This window comes from Nocardioides sp. NBC_00850, assembly GCF_045207335.1.
In the GTDB taxonomy this organism is placed as follows: domain Bacteria; phylum Actinomycetota; class Actinomycetes; order Propionibacteriales; family Nocardioidaceae; genus Nocardioides.
In genome coordinates this window covers 2,561,192-2,585,942 of record NZ_CP108845.1, presented here as the reverse complement: position 1 = coordinate 2,585,942, position 24,751 = coordinate 2,561,192, and the positions used below count along the sequence as shown (strand labels likewise).

At 69.1% G+C, this 24,751-nt stretch carries 23 protein-coding genes and 1 riboswitch; of the genes, 19 read left to right on the top strand and 4 right to left on the bottom strand.

All coding sequences use genetic code 11. The features are described from left to right. Nucleotides 1-212 precede the first annotated feature (212 nt). The 7 genes from OH802_RS12670 (at nt 213) to OH802_RS12640 (ending at nt 5,824) form a co-directional block, all read left to right on the top strand. Nucleotides 213-521, top strand: coding sequence for a hypothetical protein (locus OH802_RS12670; protein ID WP_406028393.1), 309 nt, complete (start codon nt 213-215; stop codon nt 519-521). After that, nucleotides 521-2,839: a hypothetical protein gene (locus OH802_RS12665; protein ID WP_406028391.1), complete on the top strand. Its 2,319-nt coding sequence runs from the start codon at nt 521-523 to the stop codon at nt 2,837-2,839. The genes OH802_RS12670 and OH802_RS12665 overlap by 1 nt, the downstream gene beginning before the upstream one ends. Beyond that, complete coding sequence (locus OH802_RS12660) at nt 2,836-3,441, top strand: hypothetical protein (protein ID WP_406028389.1); 606 nt, start codon at nt 2,836-2,838, stop codon at nt 3,439-3,441. Before OH802_RS12665 ends, OH802_RS12660 begins: the two co-directional genes overlap by 4 nt. A 150-nt stretch (nt 3,442-3,591) precedes the next feature. After that, on the top strand, nt 3,592-3,921 hold the full coding sequence (locus OH802_RS12655) for a PadR family transcriptional regulator (RefSeq protein ID WP_406028387.1): 330 nt from the start codon (nt 3,592-3,594) through the stop codon (nt 3,919-3,921). A 3-nt stretch (nt 3,922-3,924) separates the two neighbouring features. Continuing rightward, nucleotides 3,925-4,296, top strand: a complete 372-nt coding sequence (locus OH802_RS12650) for a DUF1048 domain-containing protein (RefSeq protein WP_406028385.1) — start codon at nt 3,925-3,927, stop codon at nt 4,294-4,296. Next, nucleotides 4,293-5,066: an ATP-binding cassette domain-containing protein gene (locus OH802_RS12645; protein WP_357353057.1), complete on the top strand. Its 774-nt coding sequence runs from the start codon at nt 4,293-4,295 to the stop codon at nt 5,064-5,066. Before OH802_RS12650 ends, OH802_RS12645 begins: the two co-directional genes overlap by 4 nt. Continuing rightward, nucleotides 5,063-5,824: an ABC transporter permease gene (locus OH802_RS12640; protein WP_406028383.1), complete on the top strand. Its 762-nt coding sequence runs from the start codon at nt 5,063-5,065 to the stop codon at nt 5,822-5,824. Before OH802_RS12645 ends, OH802_RS12640 begins: the two co-directional genes overlap by 4 nt. A gap of 42 nt (nt 5,825-5,866) precedes the next feature. Here OH802_RS12640 and OH802_RS12635 read toward each other — a convergent pair whose 3' ends face one another. Further along, on the bottom strand, nt 5,867-6,655 hold the full coding sequence (locus OH802_RS12635) for a metallophosphoesterase family protein (RefSeq protein WP_406028381.1): 789 nt from the start codon (nt 6,653-6,655) through the stop codon (nt 5,867-5,869). 500 nt (nt 6,656-7,155) lie between these two features. Here OH802_RS12635 and OH802_RS12630 point away from each other — a divergent pair, with 500 nt between their 5' ends. Continuing rightward, nucleotides 7,156-8,355 (top strand): DUF222 domain-containing protein, encoded by a 1,200-nt coding sequence (locus OH802_RS12630; RefSeq protein WP_406028379.1) that lies wholly within the window; start codon nt 7,156-7,158, stop codon nt 8,353-8,355. 447 nt (nt 8,356-8,802) lie between these two features. Then, nucleotides 8,803-9,342, top strand: a complete 540-nt coding sequence (gene cobU, locus OH802_RS12625) for a bifunctional adenosylcobinamide kinase/adenosylcobinamide-phosphate guanylyltransferase (RefSeq protein WP_406028377.1) — start codon at nt 8,803-8,805, stop codon at nt 9,340-9,342. On the opposite strand, the gene OH802_RS12620 is transcribed toward cobU, so the two are convergent. From OH802_RS12620 to OH802_RS12610, 3 genes are all read right to left on the bottom strand, one after another. Further along, complete coding sequence (locus OH802_RS12620) at nt 9,339-10,115, bottom strand: adenosylcobinamide-GDP ribazoletransferase (RefSeq protein WP_406028375.1); 777 nt, start codon at nt 10,113-10,115, stop codon at nt 9,339-9,341. The genes cobU and OH802_RS12620 overlap by 4 nt on opposite strands. Further along, nucleotides 10,115-11,164, bottom strand: coding sequence for a nicotinate-nucleotide--dimethylbenzimidazole phosphoribosyltransferase (gene cobT / locus OH802_RS12615; RefSeq protein WP_406028373.1), 1,050 nt, complete (start codon nt 11,162-11,164; stop codon nt 10,115-10,117). The genes OH802_RS12620 and cobT overlap by 1 nt, the downstream gene beginning before the upstream one ends. A 163-nt stretch (nt 11,165-11,327) precedes the next feature. Continuing rightward, nucleotides 11,328-12,071: an IclR family transcriptional regulator gene (locus OH802_RS12610; RefSeq protein WP_406028371.1), complete on the bottom strand. Its 744-nt coding sequence runs from the start codon at nt 12,069-12,071 to the stop codon at nt 11,328-11,330. A gap of 71 nt (nt 12,072-12,142) precedes the next feature. Between OH802_RS12610 and pcaH the strand changes: the two genes are divergently transcribed. The 10 genes from pcaH to OH802_RS12560 all read left to right on the top strand — a co-directional run bounded on the left by pcaH (nt 12,143) and on the right by OH802_RS12560 (nt 24,692). Then, entirely contained in the window at nt 12,143-12,919 is a 777-nt protein-coding gene (gene pcaH / locus OH802_RS12605) for a protocatechuate 3,4-dioxygenase subunit beta (RefSeq protein WP_406028369.1), read from the top strand. Beyond that, nucleotides 12,916-13,494, top strand: a complete 579-nt coding sequence (pcaG, locus tag OH802_RS12600) for a protocatechuate 3,4-dioxygenase subunit alpha (RefSeq protein WP_406028367.1) — start codon at nt 12,916-12,918, stop codon at nt 13,492-13,494. The genes pcaH and pcaG overlap by 4 nt, the downstream gene beginning before the upstream one ends. Before the next feature lie 8 nt (nt 13,495-13,502). Further along, on the top strand, nt 13,503-14,762 hold the full coding sequence (locus OH802_RS12595) for a lyase family protein (protein WP_406028365.1): 1,260 nt from the start codon (nt 13,503-13,505) through the stop codon (nt 14,760-14,762). Beyond that, nucleotides 14,759-15,916, top strand: a complete 1,158-nt coding sequence (locus OH802_RS12590; RefSeq protein WP_406028363.1) for an alpha/beta fold hydrolase — start codon at nt 14,759-14,761, stop codon at nt 15,914-15,916. Before OH802_RS12595 ends, OH802_RS12590 begins: the two co-directional genes overlap by 4 nt. Nucleotides 15,917-15,949: 33 nt before the next feature. Beyond that, entirely contained in the window at nt 15,950-17,401 is a 1,452-nt protein-coding gene (locus OH802_RS12585) for a phytoene desaturase family protein (protein ID WP_406028361.1), read from the top strand. Nucleotides 17,402-17,411: 10 nt separating this feature from the next. Then, nucleotides 17,412-17,972, top strand: a complete 561-nt coding sequence (locus tag OH802_RS12580; protein ID WP_406028359.1) for a GNAT family N-acetyltransferase — start codon at nt 17,412-17,414, stop codon at nt 17,970-17,972. Next, nucleotides 17,950-18,095, top strand: a riboswitch (cobalamin riboswitch). It overlaps the preceding gene by 23 nt. A 33-nt stretch (nt 18,096-18,128) precedes the next feature. Continuing rightward, the gene (locus OH802_RS12575; protein ID WP_406028357.1) at nt 18,129-21,722 is read left to right on the top strand and encodes a cobaltochelatase subunit CobN; all 3,594 of its coding nucleotides are present in this window, start codon (nt 18,129-18,131) and stop codon (nt 21,720-21,722) included. Continuing rightward, on the top strand, nt 21,719-22,504 hold the full coding sequence (gene cobF / locus OH802_RS12570; RefSeq protein WP_406028355.1) for a precorrin-6A synthase (deacetylating): 786 nt from the start codon (nt 21,719-21,721) through the stop codon (nt 22,502-22,504). The genes OH802_RS12575 and cobF overlap by 4 nt, the downstream gene beginning before the upstream one ends. Next, nucleotides 22,501-23,964, top strand: a complete 1,464-nt coding sequence (locus OH802_RS12565) for a cobyric acid synthase (protein ID WP_406028353.1) — start codon at nt 22,501-22,503, stop codon at nt 23,962-23,964. The genes cobF and OH802_RS12565 overlap by 4 nt, the downstream gene beginning before the upstream one ends. After that, complete coding sequence (locus OH802_RS12560) at nt 23,961-24,692, top strand: cobalt-precorrin-6A reductase (protein WP_406028351.1); 732 nt, start codon at nt 23,961-23,963, stop codon at nt 24,690-24,692. Before OH802_RS12565 ends, OH802_RS12560 begins: the two co-directional genes overlap by 4 nt. The last annotated feature ends 59 nt before the right edge of the window (nt 24,693-24,751 follow it).

The window sequence follows — 24,751 nt, the reverse complement described above, 5'->3', positions numbered from 1 at the left end:
GGATCGCGCCCGCCCTAACGGTGCTGGACGGCCTCGTATGGCCCGAGACGTTATCCCAAAGGTTTGGCACCCACGGGCAGATCCGCGCGGGTGAGCGCGTCGAGATGCGGGACCTGCTCGGTACAAGATTTCTCGACGATTTGTGTTTGAAACCCGGAATTTGGGGTAGGAGAGAGTTACCAATCGCTCCGAACGTCTTGGGGGACCCTCTCGTGAACGTCGAAATCGTGGCGCCGCAGGTGAAGACCGCGGCCAACTCCATCGGGACCGCGGCCGACGCCGTCGCCGGTCTAGATCTCGAAGGCCCGATGGGCAAGGTCGCCGCTGCCATGCCCGACAGCACGGTCGTCGGCGCCGCGAATGGCCTCAAGGCCGAGTGGAAGAGCGATAAGGACAAGTGGGTCAAGGACGCCCGCGACCACAAGACGACCACCGTCGCCGACGCAGACGCCATCGTGGAGGCTGACACGATCACGGCGCAACAGGCGCGCTACCGCGAAGCAATGATCGGAAGAGACTGATGGCCGTCACCTACGAAAAGCTGCAGGGCTGGAAGCCCGAAGAGCTCGACACCGCAGCCGACGACCTCAACACCGCTCGCAAGAAGCTGCTAGACCAGCAGGACGAGATGGATGCCGGCAAGGTCCCCGACACGTGGGTCGGTGAGGCCGCCACCCGCGCCGAGAACCGCCATCGAGGTCTGGTCGAGCGTCTGAACGACATCGCTGCGCCGCTCGGGCAGGTCATCATGAGCCTCGACGACGCCAGCGCCACGATCAAGAAGGCGAAGACCTCCGCCCAAGGCGCCCACCAGACCGCCACAGAAAAGGGTTGGAAGGTCAGCACGGGCAGTCCCGTCTCGATCACGGCAGGAGAGACTGAGACCAAGGACGGCGACGAGGCCACCATGAAGGAGCTGGCCCAGACGATCCAGGACGCGCTCACCGACGCGGAGCGCGCGGAGAACGACCTGGTCGCGGTCCTCAACCGTGCAACGACCAATGTGTACGACGGCGGCACCGGGACGATCGAACAAGCGACGCTGCCCAGCGAGCTCCGCGGACTCTCGGACGACGAGCTCACCAAGAAGCTTCTCGCCGACCCCGAGCTCATGGACGACAGCTGGGAAGTGCTCCCGCCCGAGGTGCAGGCCCAGATCGGTGACTACACCGCCAAGAAGCTCGAGGACCTCGACGACATCGACAGCGTCGCGGAGCGCAAGGAGGCTGAGAAGTGGTTCAGCATTCTGGGGAAGCACTCCGACGACCGTGACTTCGGTGAGGCCGTCATCGATCGTCTGGGCCCGGAAGGTGTTAACAACGTCATCCACCAGATGACTGGTTGGACCAGGGATCAGATCACCTACCCCGACTACGAGAACCCGCCTGTCACGATCGGCGACGAAACCATGGCACTGCAGAAGCTCCAGCGCGACGGCGCCGGCAACCTCGCAGCTCTGCTCGGTTCCGCATCCCGTGGCGGCTGGATCGACAACGCGGACTACGCCGAGGCCATCGGTCAGGATTCGACGGCTGCCGCCATCCTTCTCCACGCGGCCGAAGGGCGCAACGTCGAACTCGGTGCCGACTTCACGCACAAGCTCGGCACGCAACTCCTGGAGACCGAGAACGGCGACCCGCTTCGGTACTCCCAGATCAACTATGGCCTCTCCTTCGGCGGAGAGTCGTTCACGGACGAGAACGGCGACCCCCTCCGTCAGTTCGTCAAGGTCGCCGACAACGGCATCGGCTCCGCGCAAGCTGTCATGGGCGACGAGAACATGGCTAGTTACCTGATGCACGACCGCCTCACCGCCAACCACCTCGCTGAGGACATGGACAGCGTGGTTCGTGTGGCCACCGTCGATGCCGCTGCTGAGGAAGGTGAGGTTGGCAAGAAGGCGGCCGACATCGCTTCGTGGACCATCGACTACGCGGCTAAGAACGAGCTGGACGACCATTACGATGAAGAACTCGGCGGGATCATCGCTACCTACATGGAAGATGTCTATCCGGAGGTGGTGGACGACGCCGCTCCGATCAAACCTCCGCTGCTCGACCACCACGCAGACTTCTCGAGAGACGATCTCGGCAAGGTACTCCGGCATATCGGGGGAAACGAGACTGCGACGAGTGTCGTTGGCTCAAGCGCGGCTCAATTCAATCAGCTGCTGTTGGATCGTGGCGCTCAGGCCACGCTCGACGGCGTTGGCACCGGCGACCCTTCATTCGACGTTGGGTCAGACGATCCGCTGGTAAACGCAACGCACCGTGCGGCTGGTCTCCGTGGCTTCCTCGAAGACAACCTGGCCGACGGCGCAGTCGCCGATGGTGAGGATGAGGCCGCAGATCGTAAGAGGGTCGCGGAGTTGTTCACCCTCCCACTCGACGCAATCCCTACAGATGGCACCGGTCCGGTCGGTGGCTACCTGGTCGATCAAGTGAAGGATCAGATCATCAACGGGTATGTCGGCGACCCTGCAGGAGTAGCCGCCGCCGAAGGTGACGAGGCCTACGCGAGTGCCCGCCGCAGCACCGAACTCCAAAGCCTTTACGCCATGGCTCAAGCCGAGGGACAAGCACAACGGCTGGACAATCTCCCCGAGCAGGTCGACCAGGGGGCTGATGGAAGTCTGCGGTTCAACAACGGAATCACTGAAGACTGGCCGCGGGATTCGGAAGGTAACCTCAAGCCGCCCGGATCCCTCACGCCCGCAGAGATGGAAGCGATGCTCAGGCGACCGGAGGACGAGAGCGGGATTGGTTCCGCTGTTAAGCGCGCGGTCGACAACGGATACGACAACTACCAGAACCGCAAGAAGTTGGAGGACCACGGTTGAGGATGATTCGCGCGGTAGCCACGTTGGTACTCGTCGGATCGGCGCAGGCTCTGTCGGGATGTGGTGGCGAAGATGAGCCGCCGGCCTACTCGAAGGAGTCGGTCTGCGGGGTCGCAGTGGATGCGGTCGAAGGCGTCATGGGGACGAATAGGTTCACCGCGAACGAGGTAGTCACCCGATCGACCGCCGACAGTTCACCTGCACCGCGCGGCGGCGACCTCCCGCTCAATAGCGGGCACGGGGGTATCACGAAGATGGAGTGCGACGTACGGACGACAGAGGATGCGCCGTCGATGACGTTCACGTTCTCCCTGACCAACGGCGTGGACGCGGACGAACTGATCAAGTCCATCAACGCTTCTGCGGAGAAGTTCGAGGTGCAACGCGGGGTCGCAACGACGAGTTTTTCTGGCGAGGACCACTCCACCTGGCGGTGGGCCTGCACGGCACCATCGGAGTCCTCGACTCCCACCGCTGGCGGCTCCTTCGGCCGCGAGGACGCGACCGAGGAGCAGCGGCGCGCGCTGGTCGAGGCGGTCGCAACGGCGGCCGGGTGCTCTCCCGAGGACAACGAAGGCGACGACAAGCAAGACACCGAGTAACACAAGACCAGCGGCGCTGGTGCGACGGCCTAACCGTCGTACCAGCGCCGCTGGCATTTCTGCTTGCGATTAGGACTTGACCCAGCGCCACTACTCAGCACTACTATGTACCAGTAGTCAGCAACACTGAGTAGTGGAAGGAGGTGCCCGATGGGCAAGCAGATGACCGAGATGCTCAAGGGGACGCTGGAGGGGATCGTGTTGGCGTTCCTGACCGGCAACCCGGCGTACGGATACGAGATCACGACCTGGCTGCGGACCCAGGGGTTCACCGAGATCGCCGAGGGCACGGTCTACGCGCTGCTGGTCCGGATCGAGAAGAACGGACTGGTGGACGTCGAGAAGCGGCCGTCCGAGAAGGGGCCGCCGCGGAAGGTCTACTCGCTCAACACAGATGGCGAGAAGTACCTCGAAGAGTTCTGGACCACCTGGGGGTTCCTGGCCGAACGGCTCGAGAACCTCCGTACGGAAGGGAAGTAAGGCATGTCGATCCGATCGATGTTCGAGGCCGTCGTCGGCGAGCTCGAGCTGAAGAAGCGCTGGCGGCAGCTCAAGGCCCGCAAGCAGCAGCTCCCCGAGAACCACCGCAAGGCGCACGACGCGGTCGAGCGCTACCTGATGCACTCCGCCGGCATCGCCGACGGCGCGATCGTGACGGCGATGGCCGAGGACCTCCTCGAGCTCTTCGAGCAGGCCGCCGCCGACGGCACCCCGGTCAGCGCGATCGTCGGCGACAACCCGGTCGAGTTCGCCGAGGAGTTCGCCAGGAACTACTCCGAGGGCGCCTGGATCAAGAAGGAGCGCGCCCGGCTCAACGAGGCCATCGAAGACATCACCAAGGAGGACGAGTCATGAGCACGACAGCTGCCATCTCCGTACGGGGACTGGAGAAGTCCTACAAAGACAACCAGGTTCTGCGGGGCGTGGACTTCGAGGTGGCGCGGGGCACGATCTTCGCGCTGCTCGGGTCCAACGGGGCCGGAAAGACCACGGCCGTACGCATCCTCTCGACGCTCCTGAAACCTGATGCCGGCGCCGCGCTGGTCGAGGGCGCATCGGTCGTCGACGAGGCGCAGCGGGTGCGGGAGGCGATCTCGCTGACCGGCCAGTTCGCGGCGGTCGACGAGATCCTGACCGGGCGGGAGAACCTGATCCTGGTCGCGAAGCTGCGCCACCTCCCCTCCCCCGGCGACATCGCCGACGGGTTGCTGAAGCGCTTCGATCTGGTCGAGGCGGGCGCCCGGAAGGTCGCGACGTACTCCGGTGGCATGCGGCGGCGGCTGGACATCGCCATGTCGCTGATCGGCTCGCCGTCGGTGATCTTCCTCGACGAGCCGACCACCGGGCTGGACCCGGAGGCACGCCTGGAGGTGTGGCGGGTCGTTCGCGAGCTGACCGCGCAGGGCACGACCGTCCTGCTCACCACGCAGTACCTGGAGGAGGCCGAGCAGCTCGCCGACCGGATCGCCATCCTGCACGGCGGGACGATCATCGCCAACGGCACCCTCGCCGAGCTCAAGGCGATGCTGCCGCCGGCGAAGGTCGAGTACGTCGAGAAGCAGCCGTCGCTCGAAGAGATCTTTCTTTCACTCACCGGCTCTACCAACCGAGGAGCACAGTCATGACCAAGCACGCTTTCGCCGATGCCGGCACCCTGCTGGGGCGCTCGCTGCGACACATCACCCGCAGCCCGGACACGATCATCACCACCGCGCTCACCCCGATCGCGATGATGCTGCTCTTCGTCTACGTGCTGGGCGGCGCGATCCGGACCGGCACTGACAACTACGTCAACTATGTGCTCCCCGGGATCATGGTCATGGCGATCGCCTCGGGCATCGCGTACACCGCACTTCGACTCTTCACCGACATGAAGAGCGGGATCTTCGAGCGGTTTCAGTCGATGCCGATCGCCCGCTCGGCGGTGCTCTGGGCGCATGTCGGGACCTCGATGGTGGCCAACATGCTGACCATGGTGATCATCCTGGGCGTCGCGTTCGTGATGGGGTTCCGTACCTCGGCGGACCTGGGCGCCTGGCTCGCGGTCGCCGGGATCCTGGCACTGCTCACCCTGGCGCTGACCTGGCTCGCGGTCATCCCCGGGCTGGCGGCACAGACCATGGAGGGGGCCACCGGGTTCTCCTACCCGCTGATCTTCCTGCCGTTCATCAGCTCGGCGTTCGCGCCGACGGAGACGATGCCCGGCCCGGTGCGCGCCTTCGCCGAGAACCAGCCGGTCACCTCGATCGTCAACACCATCCAGGCGCTCTTCGCGGGGCAGCCGGTCGGTGACGACATCTGGGTCGCGCTGGCCTGGTGCGTGGGCATCCTGGTCGCCTCGTACGCCGCCGCCATGGCTGTCTACCGGCGCAAGATCAGTTGAGCCCGACCACATCAAGCACCGCAATGACGGCGAAGAGCCGATCTACCCCTTTCGGTGGTAGGTCGGCTGCTCGTCGTTCCTGAGGTTGCCGCGGTAGAAGCCGGTACGCAGCTCGTAGGTGTATTCGTCGAGCTCGGGCATGCCGACACTGGCGGCGTACGCGAGCTCGGCCTCCGCGTCGTAGGGGACCCGGACCCACTGGATGCCGAACGGCGCCTCCTGATCGCTGTCCATCACGCCCTCGAGGATGACGTAGACCGGGGTCGGGTCGCTCATGCAGTTGCCGACGCTGCCGGTGTTGAAGACCGTGCGCCGGTCCCGGTCGGTCTCGTAATAGGGGTCATGGGTGTCGGCGTACCCGACCATGTCCGGCTCCGGGACGTCGAGGCCGGTCGCCTCGGTGTTCCGGAACAGGCCCAGGAACTCCTGCTCGTCATGGTCGAACCTGACCCGGCGGTGGACCGTCTCCTCGGAGGCATGGAAGAGCCTGATCCGACGGCCGCTCATCGTGAAGTCGTAGGAGAACGGGAGCGTACGCAGCCACTCCGCCTGCTCCCATGCCTGCAGCCGCCACCACATCAGCCCCACCGACTCGCGGCCGAAGTCGGGCTCGGGGGCGAGGAGGAAATCCTCCCAGTTGCCGAGGATGTTGACCTCGCATCGCTCTCGGCAGATCTCTGCTACCTCTCGGCCTCTCGGGCCCTTGCCGACGTAGTCGCCCAGGTTGAAGATCCGGGTGATTCCTCTTGCTTCGATGTCTGCGAGGACGGCTTCTAGTGCGGTGAGGTTGCCGTGTACGTCCGAGATCAGCGCTATGCGCTCTGGGGTCATGGCGGCAGGTTAAATGATTGAGCTGGCTTTGGGGTGGTCGAGGTTTTCGGGTCCTTCTTATGGACTGTGTTTTCGGGGTTGGGGTGGGCCGCCGACCCGTTCTTGGAGGGTCTTCTCGATCTGGACCGGCGTCAAGGACGGGCCTTCGGCCCGCCGGCTTCGCCGGCCGCTTCGCGGTCCTGGACTCCGGACCAGATCGAGAAAAGATTTGGCTGGCTATCGGGGCGGCGACCCGGGTGTGGCGCGAAGAGATCTTGCTTGAGACGGGTGATGTTGATGGGGCGGAAGGGTGGCCCTTCGGGCCACTTACCATCCACAGAGGCGAGGTCGTTCGCTCACCGCGAAAATAGTCGTTGACCTGGGCAAATAGGTGGAGACTGGAGTGCAGGTGGCGTAGAATCAGACACATCACAACACCCGTTTGAAGGGATGGATCGATGAGTCTCGGCCGCGACGTCGACCACTGGGGCACCAACCCTGGCGACGCGATCGACGCTGCCTTGAAGGCCATCGAGACCGCCCTTCAAGAACTGCTCGCGCCTGACCCCACCTACTGGCGCACGGAGCAGAAGAAGGATCTGCTGGAGCGATTGGAGAAGCTTCAGGCTCAACAAGCTGCATTGAAGCTCCGGGTGCTCGCATCTGCTGGCGACATCGCCGAAGAGACCGGCGCGAAAGATGTGTCCGGGTGGATGCGGACCGAACTCCTCGTCGACAAGGCGGTCGGACGCGCGCAGGTGAAACTCGCGAGGGCGGTGACCAAGTACGAACTCGTGGCCACTGGCCTGGCTGAAGGGGTCGTGTCGCAGGACAAGGCACGGGTGATCACCCAGGCCCTCGACCAGATCGAGAACGACCCCGCCGCCAGCGACGAAGACCGGGTCCTGGCCGAGAAGCTCCTGGTCGACTACGCCACCAGCCTCACCGCGAACGAACTGAAGATCGTCGGACGACGGATCCTCGCCGAGATCGACCCCGAACGATTCGAAGCCGCCGAAGCCGAAGCGCTGCAGCGGGAGGAGGAGCACGCCCAACGGCGCACCTTCTTCTCCTCCCGCGACAACGGCGACGGCACCATCGACATCCACGCCCGCGTATCCCGGGCGGCCGGGATGAGGCTCCGCACCCAGTTGGATTCGCTGGCGCAGCCGAGGAAGCTCTCGGCCGAGAACAAGGGCCGCAAGGCCCCCTATGACCGGCTCCTGGGTCAGGCGTTTGGTCGGGTGGTCGAGACCTACGACGTCAACAACTTGCCCCGCCACGGTGGCCACGGCACCACGGTGTTCATCACGATGAGTGTGGAAGACCTCCGCAAGGACCTCGGCACCGCCGCCCTCGGGTTCGACGGTGAGCAGATCACCGCCGCCGAAGCCCGACGGATGGCCTGCAACGCCGACCTCGTCCCGGTGGTGTTGGGCACCGACTCCGAGATCCTCGACCTCGGCCGCACCGCCAGGTTGGCGTATCCGATCCAACACAAGGCGCTCCGGCTACGAGACAAGTGCTGCCAAGCCGAAGACTGCGACGCACCAGCAGCCTGGACCGAAGCGCATCACTTGAAACCCTGGTCCGAAGGCGGCCGAACCGACCTAGTGAACATGGTCTTGTTGTGTTCGAGTGATCATCGCCGAATCCATGACGCCAACTACGGCTATCAGCGACTCCCGAGCGGGCGAATCCGGTTCACTCGGCGTACCTGAGCGGACTGCTCCGCCAATTCGCCGTTCCACCCTGCCCCGTAGCTGCCGCAGCACGCCGTAATGCGTTGCCGCCACTGCCGCGCGCGTTCGATGGCGGTCGGCGCGACCGGACCGATCGGCGACCGGCTGCCTCCCCTTCGTGACCCGTGTCCTGTCGCCGATAAGCCGGACGAAGAGGCCCCGCTTGTGAAGCGTTCACAAGGTGTCATCGTCTTGTAAAAGCACGAGGAAGCCTTCTAATCCAGGAGCCGCCAACCCCGGCTCCCAAGCCCGTACCCAACTGAATCTGCTGCGCCAAACCCCGCCGCCGACCCGATAGCCAGCCAAAGTTCTCGACGGATCCTTGACTCCGGGATCCGTCGAGAACACCATCCGTAACGGGTCGGCGGCCATCAACCATGAGAACGACGATCAGCCCCGAGGAACAAGCTCGCCTAGGCTGTGCCGGTGAGGATCTTGGTGACAGGCGGCGTGCGGTCGGGGAAGTCGCGGCATGCTGAGTCGCTGCTCGTGGCCGCGCCTTCGGTGGCGTACGTCGCGCCGGGGCCGACGGTTGAGGAGGAGCCGGATCCTGACTGGGCTGCGCGGCTGGCTTCGCATCGGGCTCGGCGGCCGGAGGGGTGGCGTACGGTCGAGTCTCGGGATCTCGCGGGGGCCCTGGCCGAGGGGTTGACCAACGGCGACGCGGTGATGGTGGACTGCTTGGGTACCTGGCTCACGGCCGTCATGGATTCCCGCCAACTGTGGGAGGCCACGTCGGAGGAGGCGACCGCGGCGGTCTCGGCGCTCGTCGAAGACGCGGCCGCGGTGCTGGATCAGCAGGGCGGCGACGTGGTGCTGGTGACCAACGAGGTCGGGCTCGGGGTCGTGCCGGCCCATCGCTCGGGGCGCCTCTTCCGCGACCTGCTCGGGCTGGTCAACCAGCGGCTGGCCGCGGCGTGCGACGAGGTACACCTCGTCATCGCCGGACGGGTCCTGAAGCTCTAACCAGTGCTCAGGGTGACCAGGATGGTCGCCAGAGCGGCCTCGACGGCCGCACCGAAGACGTCGCCCGTCACTCCCCCGAACCGCTTGACGGCCCGGACCAGGACGACCGCGACGACCAGGGCCGCGAGCACGGCGGCCGCTGCACCCCGCCACCAGGCGATGTCAGCCCACCACGCGGCCGCCGCCAGCGCGGCGCCCGACGCCCCCCAGACAACTGCGGCGAAGAACGGTGAGACGGTCTGGGTGAACGTTCGCCCCAGACCGTCCTGGCGGGCGGGTCGCACGCCGCGTACGCAGCACAGCGACAGCGCAGCGCGCGACGCGCAGATCGCGACGAGGACGAGAAGTGCCAGACGTACGCCGCCTTCACCTCCCAGCACGGAGGCCATTCCCGCCACCTGGAGACCGAGGACGAGGACGATCGCGGTGACGCCGGCCGGGCCGGAGGTGCCGGTCTTCATGACCGCCAGCGAGCGCTCGCGGTCGTAGGAGGCGGCCATGCCATCGACCGTATCGGCGAGACCGTCGAGGTGGAGCGCTCGGTTGCCGGCGACCACGACGCCGATCGCCAGCAGGGCGGTGACCAGGTGCGGTAGCCCGACGAGCTGCCCCAGGAGTGCGATAGCGGCGGCCCCCAGCGCGAGCGGCAACGCCGCCAGCGGCGCGACCACCATCGCCACCGCGGCGCGACGGCGATCGACGTGCTCGGGAGGAGGCACGGGCATCGCGGTCAGCGTGCCGACCGCGAGACGCCAGGCATCCCGCACGAGCATCAGGCAGGGTCTCCTGGAGCGAGCTCGGAGAGCAGTGCGACGTCGCGCAGCAGGGCGACGGCACTGCGGACGACCGGCACGGCGGCGACGGCTCCGGAACCTTCGCCGAGTCGCAGGTCGAGGTCGAGCAGCGGCTCGAGCCCAAGCTTCTCCAGGGCCATCGACTGGGCCGGCTCGGTGGAGCGGTGACCGGCGGCGTACCAGGTCGCGGCGCCCGGCTCGATCCGGTCGGCGGTGAGGGCACAGGCGACGCTCATCAGGCCGTCGAGAAGGACCGGGGTGCCGCTACGGGCGGCCTCGAGGAGGTAGCCGGTCGTCGCCGCCAGGTCGGCGCTGCCGAGCGCGGCGAGGGTTTCGACCGGGTCGCCGGCGCGCTCACCGGCACGGTCGAGCGCCGCGGTGATGACGTCGGTCTTCGTCCGCAGCGCGTCGTCGCCGATGCCGGTGCCACGACCGGTGACCTCGCTCGCGGGCAGCCCGAGCCCGGCGGCCACCATCGCCGCCGCGGGCGTGGTGTTGCCGATGCCCATGTCGCCGCTGATCAGCAGCTGCGCACCGGCGGCGATCTCTTCGCGGGCCACCGCGGCGCCGGCCTCCAGCGCGGCCCGGGTCTCCTCGGCGCTCAGCGCGTCCTCGAGGTGGATCGCGCCGCTCCCCCGCCGGATCTTGTGCTGGGTCAGCGCCTCCCGGGTCGTCGCGTCGAGGTCCTCGAACTCCTCGTCGACGCCGAGGTCGAGCACCCGGACCTGGACGCCGTGCGTCTTCGCGAGCGCGCTGACTCCGGCCCGGCCGCCCAGGAACGTACGCACCATCGCGCCCGTGATCGCCGGCGGGAACGCGGAGACCCCGTGCTGGGCGACGCCGTGGTCACCGGCGAAGATCACCAGTCGTACGTTCTCGACCGGGCGCGGCGGCACCTCGCCCTGGCACGCGGCCACCCAGACCGCCAGCTCTCCCAGGCGGCCCAATGCGCCCGGAGGGGTCGCGAGGGCTCCGAGGCGCTCGGCGGCGGCACGGCGTACGTCGTCGTTCGGGGTCTGGATCGTCACCCGCGCAAGGTACCCCACGCGGTCGCCGTCCGATCCCGCTGGTTGAGCCGCGAGCGCCAGCGAGCGTGTCGAAACCAACACGGTTCCGGCGGCGCTCGAGTCGACTGTGTTGGTCTCGACACGTCTCCGCCTAGCGGCTCCGACGGCTCGACCAGCGGGGCGGCTACGGAAGGGCGCGGGAGACGCCCTGGGCCGCGACCTTGAGTGCAGAGACGAGGCGGAGGCGGTTGCGGCGGAGGTCGGAGACGACGATGCCGAGGGCGCCGACGACGCCGGAGCCGGTGGTGATCGGGACTGCGACCGAGCAGGCGCCGAGGGTCATCTCCTCGGCGGTGGTCGCGTAGCCCTCGGTGACCACCCGGTCGAGCTGGCGCCGCAGCAGGCCAGGGGTGGTGATGGTGTGGCGGGTGAACGGCTTGAGCGTGCCGGCCAGCACCCGGGTGCGTACGTCCTCGGGCGCATGGGCCAGGAGCACCTTGCCGACGCCGGTGGAGTACATCGGCAGGCGCGAGCCGACCGAGGAGACGATGGGTACGTTGCGGGTGCCGCGGAGCGTCTCGAGATAGAGCACGTGGTCGTCCTCGCGAACGGCCAGATGGACCGTCTCAAGGGTCGCGCCGTAGAGGTCGTGGAGGAACGGGGCCGCGACCGAGCGCAGGTCGGTGGCCACCGGCGCGAGCAGGCCGGCGTCCCAGAGCCGGCGGCCGACGGCGTACGTTCCGTCCTCCTCCCGCACCAGGGCACCCCACTCGACCAGCTCGGCGACCAGGCGGTGGGCGGTCGGGAGGGAGATGTCCGCGCGGGCGGCGAGCTCGCTCAGCGTCAGCCGGCGATGGCCGGCGTCGAAGGCGCCGATGAGACCGAGGACGCGCGAGGCGACCGTACGGCCTCCGCTGCCTCCTGCCATCTCACCCAGCCCTTTCGCTCAGCGGAAGTCCCTGCTTTCATCGTACGCCTCCGCCACCTAGCGTTCGGAGCGTGACAGCGCCCACCAAGAAACAACCAGTCGAGACTCAGGCCGACCTCTCGGCCGAGATCGAGAAGCTCGAGGCCGACTCCGCGGGCCAGAACGTACGTCAGCCGCTGCTGAACTACCCGCCCTACCGGTCCAGCATCCTGCGCCATCCCACCAAGGACCCGCGCCATGCCGACCCCGAGACCATCGAGCTGTGGGCGCCGTGCTTCGGGAACTCCGATGTGGACCCGCTTGAGGCGGACCTGACCATCGCCGGCAGCAACGAGCCGATCGGCGAGCGGATCACGGTCAGCGGCCGGGTGACCGATGGCGAGGGGCGTCCCGTGCGCAACCAGCTCGTCGAGATCTGGCAGGCCAACTCCGCTGGCCGCTACATCCACAAGCGCGAGCAGCACCCGGCGCCGCTCGACCCCAACTTCACCGGCGTCGGCCGCTGCATCACCGACTCCGAGGGGCGCTACTGGTTCCAGACGATCAAGCCCGGCCCCTACCCGTGGGGCAACCACATCAACGCCTGGCGTCCGGCGCACATCCACTTCTCGCTCTTCGGCCGCGCGTTCACGCAGCGGCTGATCACGCAGATGTACTTCCCCAGCGACCCGCTCTTCGCGCTCGACCCGATCTACCAGTCGATCACGGACCAGAAGGCTCGTGATGCCCTGGTGGCGACGTACGACCACGACCTCTCCACCCCGGAGTACTCGATGGGCTACAACTGGGACATCGTCCTGACCGGCCCGAGCCGCACCTGGACCGAGCCCGAGGAGGGCGACCTGTGAGCACCCCACTTCCCAACCAGACTGCCTCGGGCTCCGCTTCGGCCACACCAGGCCAGACGATCGGCCCCTTCTTCGGCTACGCGCTTCCCTACGAGGGCGACGCCGACCTGGTCCCGCCCGGTAGCCCCGGCTCGATCCGGCTGCACGGCAAGGTCTACGACGGCGCCGGCAACCCGATCCCCGACGCGCTCCTCGAGATCTGGCAGACAGACGCCGAGGGCAACGTCCCGCAGGCCGAGGGGTCGCTGCACCGCGACGGTTGGACCTTCACCGGTTGGGGCCGCGCCGACACCGACCTGAACGGCCACTACACGTTCTCGACGGTGCTCACGGGTGCGTCCGCCGAGGGCTCGGCGCCGTTCTTCGCACTGACCGTCTTCGCCCGCGGCCTGCTCGACAAGCTGCACACCCGGATCTACCTGCCCGAGCACCCCGCCAACGCCGGCGACCCCCTGCTGGTGTCGCTGTCCGAGGACGAGCGTGCGACGCTGGTGGCAACCGCGGACGCAACCGGTTTGCGATTCGACATCCACCTCCAGGGCGACCGCGAGACCACCTTTCTCACCTACCGCTGAGGAGCCGAATGTCACTGCTGTGGCCAGGCGAGGAGCGCGCCGGGGATCTCTTCTCCGAGGCCGCCTACCTCGCCGCGATGGTGCGGGTCGAGGAGGCCTGGCTGGCCGCTGTCGCGTCCTCAGGGATCGCCCCGGAGGAAGCACGTACGCCGCTGGCCGGCCTGGTCTCCGCCGACGACGTCCCAGCGCTCGCCGAGGGTGCTGAGGCCGGGGGCAACCCGGTCATCGGGCTGGTGAAGTTGCTGCGTGGCCGGCTCGACGGTGAGGCCGCCCGGTGGCTCCACAAGGGCCTGACCAGCCAGGACGTGGTCGACACCGCGCTCGTGCTCTGTCTCGCCGACGTGCTCGACCGGGTCGAGGACGAGCTCGCCGCGCAGGCCGCTTCGCTGATCGGTCTCGCCCAGGATCATCGCGCCACGGTGATGTCCGGCCGCACTCTGACCCAGCACGCGGTGCCGATCACCTTCGGGCTCAAGGCCGCGACCTGGCTCTCCGGGCTGAGCGATGCCGCCGAGGCCGTCCGGCGGACGCGTACGTCACTGCCCGCCCAGATCGGTGGCGCGGCCGGAACCCTGGCGGCGGTCGTCGGCCTGGCCCGGCTCCGCGGTCTCGGCGATCCCGTCTCCGCCGCCCAAGAGGCCGCCGAAACCGCGGCGACCACGCTCGGGCTGACCCCGCGGACCCCCTGGCACACCAACCGCGCCCCGCTGACGGCGGCCGCCGACGCGCTGGTCACCGCGGCCGACACCTGGGGCCGGATCGCCACCGACATCACCCTGCTGACCCGCCCGGAGATCGGCGAGCTCGCCGAGCCGGCCGGCGAGGGGCGCGGTGGTTCCTCGACCATGCCGCACAAGTCCAACCCGGTGCTCTCGGTCCTCATCCGCCGCCACGCGCTCGCCGCTCCCCCGCTGGCCTCGACGCTCCACACCGCTGCGGCGACGTACGTCGACGAGCGTCCCGACGGCGCCTGGCACGTCGAGTGGGAGACCCTGCAGACCCTCGCCCGCCGCAGCGCCGTCGCCGCCTCGCAGACCACCGAGCTTCTCGCCGGGCTCCGCGTCGACGCGGCCCGGATGCGTGCCACCGCCGAAGCCGCCGGTGCGGACCTGCTGGCCGAGCAGCGGTCGCTGACCGGTTTCGTCGGTGGCGAGATCCTTGCCGGGACCGAGGCCGCCGCCGGGCTCGACGACTATCTTGGCGCCGCCGACGCCCTCATCGACACGACCGTCGCCCGTGCCCACGAAATCTGGAAGGACCTTTCATGACGCCGAGGATCACCCCTGTCGAGCTGGCCGGAGACCCGAGCAAGCCGCTCCTGGTCGTGGGCCCGTCCCTCGGCACCTCGGTGACCGCGCTCTGGGCCGCGACCGCCGAGCTGCTCGCAGACAGCTTCCACGTCATCGGCTGGGAGCTCCCGGGCCACGGTCACGGCGCCCCCACCACCGGCGCGTTCTCCATGGCCGACCTCGCCGCGGGCGTGCTCGCCTGCGTCGACCGGGTCCTCACCGACCGCGGCGAGCGCCACGGCACCTTCGCCTACGCCGGCGACTCGGTCGGCGGAGCCGTCGGCCTCCAGCTCCTGCTCGACGCACCTTCCCGGGTGAGCGCCGCGGTGCTCACCAACACCGGCGCCAAGATCGGCGAGCCCGAGGGCTGGAACGACCGCGCGAAGACCGTACGCGCCGCCGGCACCGCCTCGCAGATCGCCGGCTCCACCCAGCGCTGGTTCGCCCCCGGCTTCCTCGAGCGCGAGCCCGCCCGGGGCGGCGCCCTGCTCCACTCGCTGCGCGACGCCGACGCGGAGAGCTATGCGCTGGTCTGCGATGCGCTGGCGGCGTACGACGTCCGCGGCCGGCTCGCCGAGATCGCCGCACCGGTCCTGGCGATCGCGGGCGTCGACGACGCCCCGACCCCGCCGGCCTCGCTCGAGGAGATCGCCGTCGGGGTGCGCAACGGGCGGCTCGTCGCCCTCGACGCCGTCGGCCACCTCGCTCCCGCCGAGGCACCTCACGCCGTCGCCAGCCTGATCACCTCCCACGTGACGGCCTCGGACCAGGCCTACGCGGCCGGGATGAACGTACGCCGCCAGGTGCTCGGTGACGACCACGTCGACCGGGCCACCGCCGCGATCACCGACGTCAACCGCGACTATCAGGACCTGATCACGCGCTACGCCTGGGGCACGATCTGGACCCGCCCCGGCCTCGCCCGCCGGGACCGTTCGATCGGCGTGCTCACCGCCCTGGTCGCCGGGCGCCACTTCGAGGAGCTCGAGTTCCACCTCCGCGCGGCGCTCACCAACGGGCTGACCCGCGAGGAGATCATCGAGGTGCTCCTGCAGACCTCGATCTACGTCGGCGTACCCGCCGCCAACACCGCCTTCGCCGTCGCCAACCGGGTCTTGAACGACGGAGCCTGAACGAATGACCGGCCCCGCTGGTTGGATTGGTCCATGAAGCCACATTCCGCGGCCGTCGTTGGCGCCGGGCCCAACGGGCTGGCGGCCGCGATCGTGCTCGCACAGCAGGGCGTGAGCGTCACGGTCCTCGAGGCCGCGGAGACCGTCGGCGGTGGCACGCGCACCGCGGAGCTGACCCTGCCCGGGCTGCGCCACGACATCTGCTCGGCGATCCATCCGCTCGGGGTGGCGTCACCGTTCCTGCGTGAGCTCGAGCTGGATAAGTACGGTCTGACCTGGCGTTACCCCGAGATCGAACTCGCCCATCCCCTCGACGAGGGCGAGACGGCGCTGCTGCACCGCTCCATCGAGAAGACGGCCGCCGGACTGGGCGTCGACGGGCGGCGCTGGGAGCAGGTTTTCGGCCCGGTCGTACGCGACTTCGACTCGATCTCCGACCACGTCCTCGGCCCGATGCTGCGCGTCCCGCGACACCCGTTCCGGATGGCCGCCTTCGGGATGCGGGCCGCGCCGCCGGCCACGGTGCTCGCCCGGGTCTTTCGTGAGGAGCGTGCGAAGGCGCTCTTCGCCGGCTGCGCCGCGCACGCTTTCCAGCCGCTGCACCGCCCTGGCACGGCCGCGGTGGGCGCCATGCTCCTGGTCAGCGGACATCGCTTCGGCTGGCCGGTCGCCGAGGGCGGTTCGCATGCGATCACCCTCGCGATGGCACAGCTTCTCGAGGAGCTCGGCGGCACGGTCGTCACCGGCACCACGGTCCGCGGCCTCGCCGACCTGCCCGAGTCCGATGTCACCTTGTTCGACACCAGCCCCGGAGCCTTCGCCGACATCGCCGGCGACGCTCTCCCCGAACGGCCGCGCCGGGCGATGCGGAGATGGAAGCACGGCCCCGCGGCGTACAAGCTCGATCTGGCCGTCCGCGGCCCGATCCCGTGGCGCGACCCGGATATCGCTCGTGCGGGGACCGTCCATCTCGGCGGGACCCTCGCCGAGGTGGCGACCAGCGAGCGGGAGATCGCGGCCGGCCGGATGCCGGAACGGCCGTTCGTGCTGCTGGGACAGCAGTACGTCGCCGACCCGTCACGCTCGGCCGGCGACCTCAACCCCGTCTGGGCCTACGCCCAGGTCCCGCACGCCTACGAAGGCGAAGCGACCGATGCTGTCCTCGCCCAGATCGAGCGCTTCGCCCCCGGCTTCAGGTCGCAGATCGTCGACACCCACGTCACCACGCCGGCCGACTACGCGGCGTACAACCTCAACTACGTCGGCGGCGACATCGGCACCGGCGCCAACACCCTGCGCCAGCTCATCATCCGCCCCACCCTCGCCACCTACGACACCGGCATCCCCGGGATGTTCCTCTGCTCCGCGGCCACCCCGCCGAGCGCCGGCGTCCACGGCATGTGCGGCTACCACGCCGCCCACCGCGCCCTCCGCCACCTGGCCGCGACGGGGAAACCAGGTGCCGGCGACGTACGTCCTGGCTAACGTCTGGCCCATGCCGCAAGCCCGTCTGCGCACCGAGCGCCTCGACCTGGTCCCGTTGAGCGAGGAGCATCTGCCGTTCCTGGTCGAGCTCAACTCGGACCCGGTGGTGCTCCGCCATCTGTTCACCCGCGCGCTCAGGCCGGAGGAGACCGAGGAGCGGATGCACAAGTGGATCCGGGTGGCGAAGGAGACGGAGGCGCTGGGCAAGTGGATCGGATTCTCGGGCGGTGAGGCCGTCGGGCTCTACATGTTCGAGCCGCCCGACAACCCGCCGCGCACCGATGCCGCCGAGCTCGGCTACCGGCTCCCGCAGCGCCACTGGCGCAAGGGGTTCGCGAAGGAGGGCTCGCTCGAGCTGCTCCGTCACGGTTTCGAGGAGCTCGGGATCGATCGGGTGATCGCGCAGACGATGGCGGTCAACGAGGCCTCCCGGGCGACGATGGTGTCGGTCGGGATGAGCTTCGTACGCTCCTTCCACGAGGACTTCGCGGAACCGCTCGCCGGGCACGCCGACGGAGAGGTCGAGTACGAGATCACCCGCGAGACCTGGCTCGCGCGCCGCGCGGGGTAGGCTGCGAGCACGCTCGTGGCGCAGGAACCCGGTGAGAGTCCGGGGCGGTTCCGCCACTGTGACGTCCGTACAGCTTCTGGGCACGGACACAGCCAGACACTGGCCGCGGGCTATCCGACCGATCGACGGGGCGAGAACCCCTAGGAGGAACTCGGCATGGCCGACTCTGCACGCGTACGCATCGCCCTTCTGTCCACCTCGGACACCGACCTGCTCTCGGCCCGTGCCAGCGGCGCCGACTACGCCTGGGCGAACCCGTCGCGGGCGACCGACCTCGAGCAGGTCGTGGCCGATGCCGACCTGGTCGTCTTCCGGCTCCTCGGCTCGCCCACCGATCTGTGGGACGGTCTGAGCGCCGTCAAGGAGCGCGGCACCCCGGTCGTGGTCCTCGGTGGTGAGCAGCAGCCGAGCGCCGAGCTGATGGAGCACTCCACCGTCCCGATGGGTGTCGCCGCCGAGGCGCACCGCTATCTCGCCGAGGGTGGGCCGGGCAACCTCGCCCAGCTGCACGCGTTCCTCTCCGACACGGTCCTGCTGACCGGCTTCGGGTTCGAGCCTCCGGCGACCGTCCCCGCCTGGGGCTTCGCGGAGCGGCCCGGACAGGCCGATGAGACTCTCCCGCGCATCGGGGTGCTCTACTACCGAGCCCACGAGACCAGCGGGAACACCGCGTTCGCCCACGCGCTGGCCGACGCCATCGACGCGACCGGCGCGGCCACCGGCGTACCCGTCTTCGCGGGTTCGCTGCGCTCGGCCCCCGACGACCTCTACGAGGCGCTCGGCACCCTCGACGCACTGATCGTGACCGTGCTCGCGGCCGGCGGCTCGGTGCCCGCCTCGGCCAGCGCCGGTGGCGAGGACGAGGCCTGGGACGTGGAGCGGATGGCGGCGCTGGACATCCCGGTGCTCCAGGGCCTGTGCCTGACCAGCTCGCGCGCGGAGTGGGAGGCCTCCGACGACGGCGTCACGCCGCTCGACTCGGCCAACCAGATCGCGATCCCCGAGTTCGACGGGCGGATCATCACCGCCCCCTTCTCCTTCAAGGAGCTCGACGAGCAGGGTCTCCCCCACTACGTCGCCGACCCCGAGCGCACCGAGCGGGTCGCCCGGATCGCGGTCAATCACGCGCGCCTGCGGCACACGCCCAACCCGGACAAGCGCCTCGCCCTGGTGCTCTCCGCCTACCCCACCAAGCACTCCCGGATCGGCAACGCGGTCGGCCTGGACACCCCGGTCTCCGCGATCCGGATGCTGCGCCGGCTCCGCGAGGAGGGCTACGACCTGGGGCAGGACAACGAGGTCGTACGCATCATCGATGGCCTCGACGACACAGAGGCCGGCGATGCGCTGATCCACGCACTGATCGCGGCCGGCGGCCAGGACGAGGAGTGGCTGACCAACGCGCAGCTCACCGACGCCCACGTACGCATCTCCAAGGCCGACTACGACGAGTGGACCACGGATCTCCCTGCTGACCTGCGCGAACAGATGGTCGAGACATGGGGACCGACGCCGGGCAAGCTCTTCGTCAACGACAACAACGAGCTCGTCCTGGCCACGCTCCAGGCCGGCAACATCGTCATCCTGATCCAGCCGCCGCGCGGGTTCGGCGAGAACCCGGTCGCGATCTACCACGACCCGGACCTGCCGCCGTCGCACCACTACCTCGGTGCCTATCGCTGGCTCGAGCACGGCTTCCGGGCCGACGCCGTCGTGCACCTCGGCAAGCACGGCTCGATGGAGTGGCTGCCCGGCAAGAACGCCGCGCTCTCGGCGTCCTGCGGACCGGATGCGGCCATCGGCAACATGCCGCTGATCTACCCGTTCCTGGTCAACGACCCCGGCGAGGGTGCCCAGGCGAAGCGCCGGGCGCACGCCACGATCATCGACCACCTGGTGCCACCGATGGCACGAGCGGAGTCCTACGGCGACATCGCGCGGCTGGAGGGGCTGATGGAGGAGTACGACCGGATCTCCTCCATGGACCCGGCCAAGCTGCCCGCCATCCGCGGCGAGATCTGGCAGCTGATGAAGGCCGCCGAGCTCCACCGCGACCTCGGCATGGAGGAGCGGCCCGAGGACGACGACTTCGACGACTTCATGCTCCACATCGACGGCTGGCTCTGCGAGATCAAGGACGCCCAGATCCGCGACGGCCTGCACATCCTGGGCGCCGCGCCCGAGGGTGAGGCGCGGGTCAACCTGGTGCTCTCGATCCTGCGTGCGGCGCAGGTGTGGGGCGGCGTCGGCGGTGCCGTGCCCGGGCTGCGGGCGGCGCTCGGGCTCAAGGAGGGCGCCGACACCCGGGCGGTCGACGAGATCGAGACCCAGGCGAAGGATCTGGTGCAGCGGATGGACGCGGCCGGCTGGGATCCGGCGGTCGCCGAGACGCTCCACGACGACCCCGCCGTGCGGCAGGTGCTCGTCTTCGCCGCCGAGCAGGTGGTGCCGCGGCTGAACGGGACGACCGACGAGCTGTCCGCCGTCCTGCACGCGCTGGACGGTGGCTTCGTCCCCGCGGGGCCGTCGGGCTCGCCGCTGCGGGGGCTCGTCAACGTACTTCCCACCGGGCGCAACTTCTACACCGTCGACCCGCGCGCGGTGCCGTCGCGGCTGGCGTGGCAGACCGGGCAGGCGATGGCCGACTCGCTGCTGCAGCGCTACCTTGACGAGACCGGCGACTACCCGACATCGGTCGGGCTATCCGTCTGGGGCACGTCCGCGATGCGTACGTCCGGAGACGATGTCGCCGAGGTGCTCGCGCTGCTCGGGGTGCGCCCCGAGTGGGACGAGGCCTCCCGCCGCATCACGCACCTCGCCGTCATCTCGCTCGAAGAGCTGGGCAGGCCCCGGATCGACGTGACCGTACGCATCTCCGGGTTCTTCCGCGACGCGTTCCCGCACGTGGTCTCGATGCTCGATGACGCGGTCCGGATGGTGGCCGGCCTCGACGAGCCGGACACCGACAACTTCGTCCGCGCGCACACCCTCGAGGACCTCGCCGATCACGGCGACCAGCGCCGCGCGACGTCCCGGATCTTCGGCTCCAAGCCGGGTTCGTACGGTGCCGGGATCCTGCAGGTGATCGAGGCGGGCAACTGGCGCTCCGACCAGGACCTCGCCGACGTCTATGCGGCATGGGGCGGCTTCGCCTACGGCCGCGACCTCGACGGCGCCCCGGCGGCCGACGACATGCGCGCCAACTACCGCCGGATCAAGGTCGCCGCCAAGAACGTCGACTCCGCCGAGCACGACATCGCCGACTCCGACGACTACTTCCAGTACCACGGCGGCATGGTCGCGACCGTCCGCGCGCTGACCGGCAGCGAGCCGAAGGCGTACGTCGGCGACTCCACCTCCCCCGACGCCATCAAGACCCGCACGCTGCAGGAGGAGACCAACCGCGTCTTCCGGGCCCGGGTGGTCAACCCGCGCTGGATCTCGGCGATGCAGCGCCACGGCTACAAGGGCGCCTTCGAGCTGGCCGCGACCGTCGACTACCTCTTCGGCTTCGACGCGACCGCCGGTGTGGTGCAGGACTGGATGTACGAGAAGCTCGCCCGCGAGTACGTCCTGGACGAGACCAACCAGGAGTTCATGCGATCCTCGAACCCGTGGGCCCTGCGCGGCATCGTCGAGCGACTGCACGAGGCCGCCGAGCGCGGGCTGTGGGAGTCTCCCGACCCCGAGGTCGTCGCGGCGATGCAGGAGATCTATCTCGACATCGAAGGTGATCTGGAGGAGGAATGAGTTCTTCTGGCAAGCGTCGGATCAAGATCATCGGGGTCGGCCCCGGTGACCCCGACCAGGTCACCCTCGAGGCCGTGGCCGCGATGCGGTCGGTCGACTACTTCCTGGTCACCGACAAGTCGGGCACGGTCAAGCAGGGCATGCCCGACCCGCTGGTCCGGGCCCGCGAGGAGCTGCTCGACCGCCATCTCGATCAGCCCGCCCGGGTGGTCAAGGTCGCCGACGCACCCCGCGAGCGGCGTGAGGAGTTCACCGGGACCGACGCGGAGTACCGGACCGCCGTCGCCGACTGGCACCGGGCCCGGGTCGAGCGATATCTCGCCGTGCTGGCCGAGCATCCCGGCGACGTCGGCTTCCTGGTCTGGGGCGACCCCGCCTTCTACGACTCCACGATCCGGGTCGTCGACCAGATATCCGAGCAGCTCGACATCGAGGTCGACGTCATCCCCGGGATCTCCTCGGTGCAGCTGCTCGCCGCCCGACACCGGCTCGTCCTCCATGACGTCGGGCGGCCGCTCTACGTCACCACCGGCCGCGCCGTGCTCGAGGCCGTCGAGGCCGGCCACGACAACCTCGTGGTGATGCTCAACCGGGTCGTCGACCTCCCCGGACTCGAGGACTGGCGGATCTGGTGGGGCGGCAACCTCGGCACCCATGAGGAGGAGCTGGTCGCCGGCACCGTCGGCGAGGTCCTTCCGGCCATCGACAAGGCGCGGACCCGGCTGCGCGAGACGTCCGGCTGGGTGATGGACATCTACCTCCTTCGGGCTCCGAAAGCATGAGCGGGCTGCTGGTCGCCGGCACCACCTCCGACGCGGGCAAGTCGGTCGTGACAACCGGCCTGTGCCGGGCGTTCGCCCGCCGCGGCGTCAAGGTGGCGCCCTACAAGGCCCAGAACATGTCCAACAACTCGATGGTGGTCTCGACAGGCTCGACCACCGGAGGAGGGGACGGGACGACCGCCGAGATCGGCCGGGCGCAGTGGGTGCAGGCGCTGGCGGCGCGGGTCACCCCCGAGCCGTCGATGAACCCGGTCCTGCTCAAGCCCGGCTCCGACCGCCGCAGCCACGTGGTCCTGATGGGGCATCCCGCGGGCGAGGTCTCCTCGCACGACTGGGAGGCGGGACGCCGGCATCTGGCGACCGCGGCCCACGCGGCGTACGACGATCTGGCCTCTCGTTTCGAGGTGATCGTCGCCGAGGGAGCGGGGAGCCCGGCCGAGATCAACCTGCGGGCCGGCGACTACGTCAACATGGGGCTGGCTCGGCATGCCGGGCTGCCGACCGTGGTCGTGGGCGACATCGACCGGGGCGGGGTGTTCGCGGCGATGTACGGCACCCTGGCGCTCCTCGAGCCTGAAGACCAGGCTCTGATCAGCGGTTTTGTGATCAACAAGTTCCGTGGCGACGCCGGGCTGCTCAAGCCCGGACTCGACTCGCTGGAGTCGCTCACCCGGCGCCCGGTCTTCGGGGTGCTGCCCTGGGAGCCGTCGTTGTGGCTCGACTCCGAGGACGCGCTCGACCTCGAGGGGAGGCGCGCGGAAGCCAGCGCCACCCGCAAGGTCGCGGTCGTACGCCTCCCCCGCATCTCCAACTTCACCGACGTCGACGCGCTCGGGCTGGAGCCGGACCTCGACGTCGTCTTCGCCTCCTCGCCGGCCGACGTCGCCGATGCCGACCTGGTCGTCCTGCCCGGCACCCGGTCCACGATCAGCGACCTGGCCTGGCTCCGCTCGCGTGGCCTCGACGTGGCCCTGACCGAGCACGTACGCCGCGGCCGCCCGCTCCTCGGGATCTGCGGCGGCTTCCAGATGCTCGGCGGCGTGATCGCGGATCCCGACGGTGTCGAGGGCTCGGTCGCCGAGGTCGAGGGTCTGGGCCTGCTCGACGTACGCACCGACTTCACCCCCGCCAAGAACCTCCGCCTGCCCACCGGGTCGGCGCTCGGGGTCGAGGCGAGCGGCTACGAGATCCACCACGGCCGGATCACCCGCGGCGACGGGGTATCGGAGTTCCTCGGAGGCGCGCGCGCCGGCAACGTCTTCGGCACCATGTGGCACGGCAGCCTGGAGGGCGACGCACTGCGCGGCGCCTTCCTCGCCGCGACGCTGGGCCGCGAGCCGTCCACGGTCTCCTTCCCGGCCGCTCGCGAGCGGCGCCTGGACCTCATCGGCGACCTCGTCGAGGAGCACCTCGACGTCGACGCGTTGCTCGACCTCGCCCGAGGGAAGGTCGAGCGATGAGGTTGTTGATCCTGGGCGGGACCGGGGAGGCTCGGGACCTGGCGGCGCAACTGCTAGACGAGGGTGTGGAGGTCACCTCCTCATTGGCAGGGCGGGTGGCGCGGCCGCGGCTGCCGGTGGGAGCGGTGCGGATCGGCGGGTTCGGTGGGGTCGAGGGACTGAAGTCGGCTCTCGAAGAGTTCGACGCGGTCGTCGACGCCACCCATCCGTTCGCGCGCGGAATATCGGCCAACGCCGCCGCGGCCTGTGCGCAGACCGGTCATCCGCTGCTCAGGCTGCAGCGACCCGGCTGGCCGGCGGATCCATCTTGGGTCTACGTCGACAACCACGACCAGGCTGCCACGCTCGCCGCCGGCCTCGGGAAGCGTCCCTTCATCACGGTCGGGCGCCAAGAGCTCGCTCGGTTCGTCCCGGCGCTCGCCGGTCACGAGGCGCTCGCCCGTGTGGTCGACCGGCCCGAGCTCGACCTTCCCGAGCCGTGGACGCTGCTCACCAGCCGCGGACCCTACGACCTCGACGGCGAGCTCACGCTGATGCGTGAGCACGGCACCGACGTACTCATCACCAAAGACTCCGGCGGCAGCTACACCTGGCCGAAGATGGCCGCCGCGGCCGAGCTGGGCGTGAAGGTGGTCGTCGTCCGTCGGCCCGATGGACCCGGCGAGGTGGCGACGGTCGACGACGTCGCCGAAGCGGCGAGCTGGGTGCTGGGTCGGCGAGCGCTATGACAGAGGGTCCGACCTCGTGAACGCTTTCACAAAGCTGGACCCTCAGTCACAGGCGCGGA

Excerpts from the sequence above, each read along its gene's own strand:
- OH802_RS12590 (WP_406028363.1), top strand. The coding sequence starts at position 14,759 with ATGACGCCGAGGATCACCCCTGTCGAGCTGGCCGGAGACCCGAGCAAG.
- OH802_RS12610 (WP_406028371.1), bottom strand. The coding sequence starts at position 12,071 with ATGGCAGGAGGCAGCGGAGGCCGTACGGTCGCCTCGCGCGTCCTCGGT.
- OH802_RS12655 (WP_406028387.1), top strand. The coding sequence starts at position 3,592 with ATGGGCAAGCAGATGACCGAGATGCTCAAGGGGACGCTGGAGGGGATC.
- OH802_RS12575 (WP_406028357.1), top strand. The coding sequence starts at position 18,129 with ATGGCCGACTCTGCACGCGTACGCATCGCCCTTCTGTCCACCTCGGAC.
- OH802_RS12650 (WP_406028385.1), top strand. The coding sequence starts at position 3,925 with ATGTCGATCCGATCGATGTTCGAGGCCGTCGTCGGCGAGCTCGAGCTG.
- OH802_RS12565 (WP_406028353.1), top strand. The coding sequence starts at position 22,501 with ATGAGCGGGCTGCTGGTCGCCGGCACCACCTCCGACGCGGGCAAGTCG.
- OH802_RS12640 (WP_406028383.1), top strand. The coding sequence starts at position 5,063 with ATGACCAAGCACGCTTTCGCCGATGCCGGCACCCTGCTGGGGCGCTCG.
- OH802_RS12595 (WP_406028365.1), top strand. The coding sequence starts at position 13,503 with ATGTCACTGCTGTGGCCAGGCGAGGAGCGCGCCGGGGATCTCTTCTCC.
- OH802_RS12645 (WP_357353057.1), top strand. The coding sequence starts at position 4,293 with ATGAGCACGACAGCTGCCATCTCCGTACGGGGACTGGAGAAGTCCTAC.
- OH802_RS12585 (WP_406028361.1), top strand. The coding sequence starts at position 15,950 with ATGAAGCCACATTCCGCGGCCGTCGTTGGCGCCGGGCCCAACGGGCTG.
- cobF (WP_406028355.1), top strand. The coding sequence starts at position 21,719 with ATGAGTTCTTCTGGCAAGCGTCGGATCAAGATCATCGGGGTCGGCCCC.
- OH802_RS12560 (WP_406028351.1), top strand. The coding sequence starts at position 23,961 with ATGAGGTTGTTGATCCTGGGCGGGACCGGGGAGGCTCGGGACCTGGCG.
- OH802_RS12620 (WP_406028375.1), bottom strand. The coding sequence starts at position 10,115 with ATGCTCGTGCGGGATGCCTGGCGTCTCGCGGTCGGCACGCTGACCGCG.
- OH802_RS12665 (WP_406028391.1), top strand. The coding sequence starts at position 521 with ATGGCCGTCACCTACGAAAAGCTGCAGGGCTGGAAGCCCGAAGAGCTC.
- OH802_RS12635 (WP_406028381.1), bottom strand. The coding sequence starts at position 6,655 with ATGACCCCAGAGCGCATAGCGCTGATCTCGGACGTACACGGCAACCTC.
- OH802_RS12580 (WP_406028359.1), top strand. The coding sequence starts at position 17,412 with ATGCCGCAAGCCCGTCTGCGCACCGAGCGCCTCGACCTGGTCCCGTTG.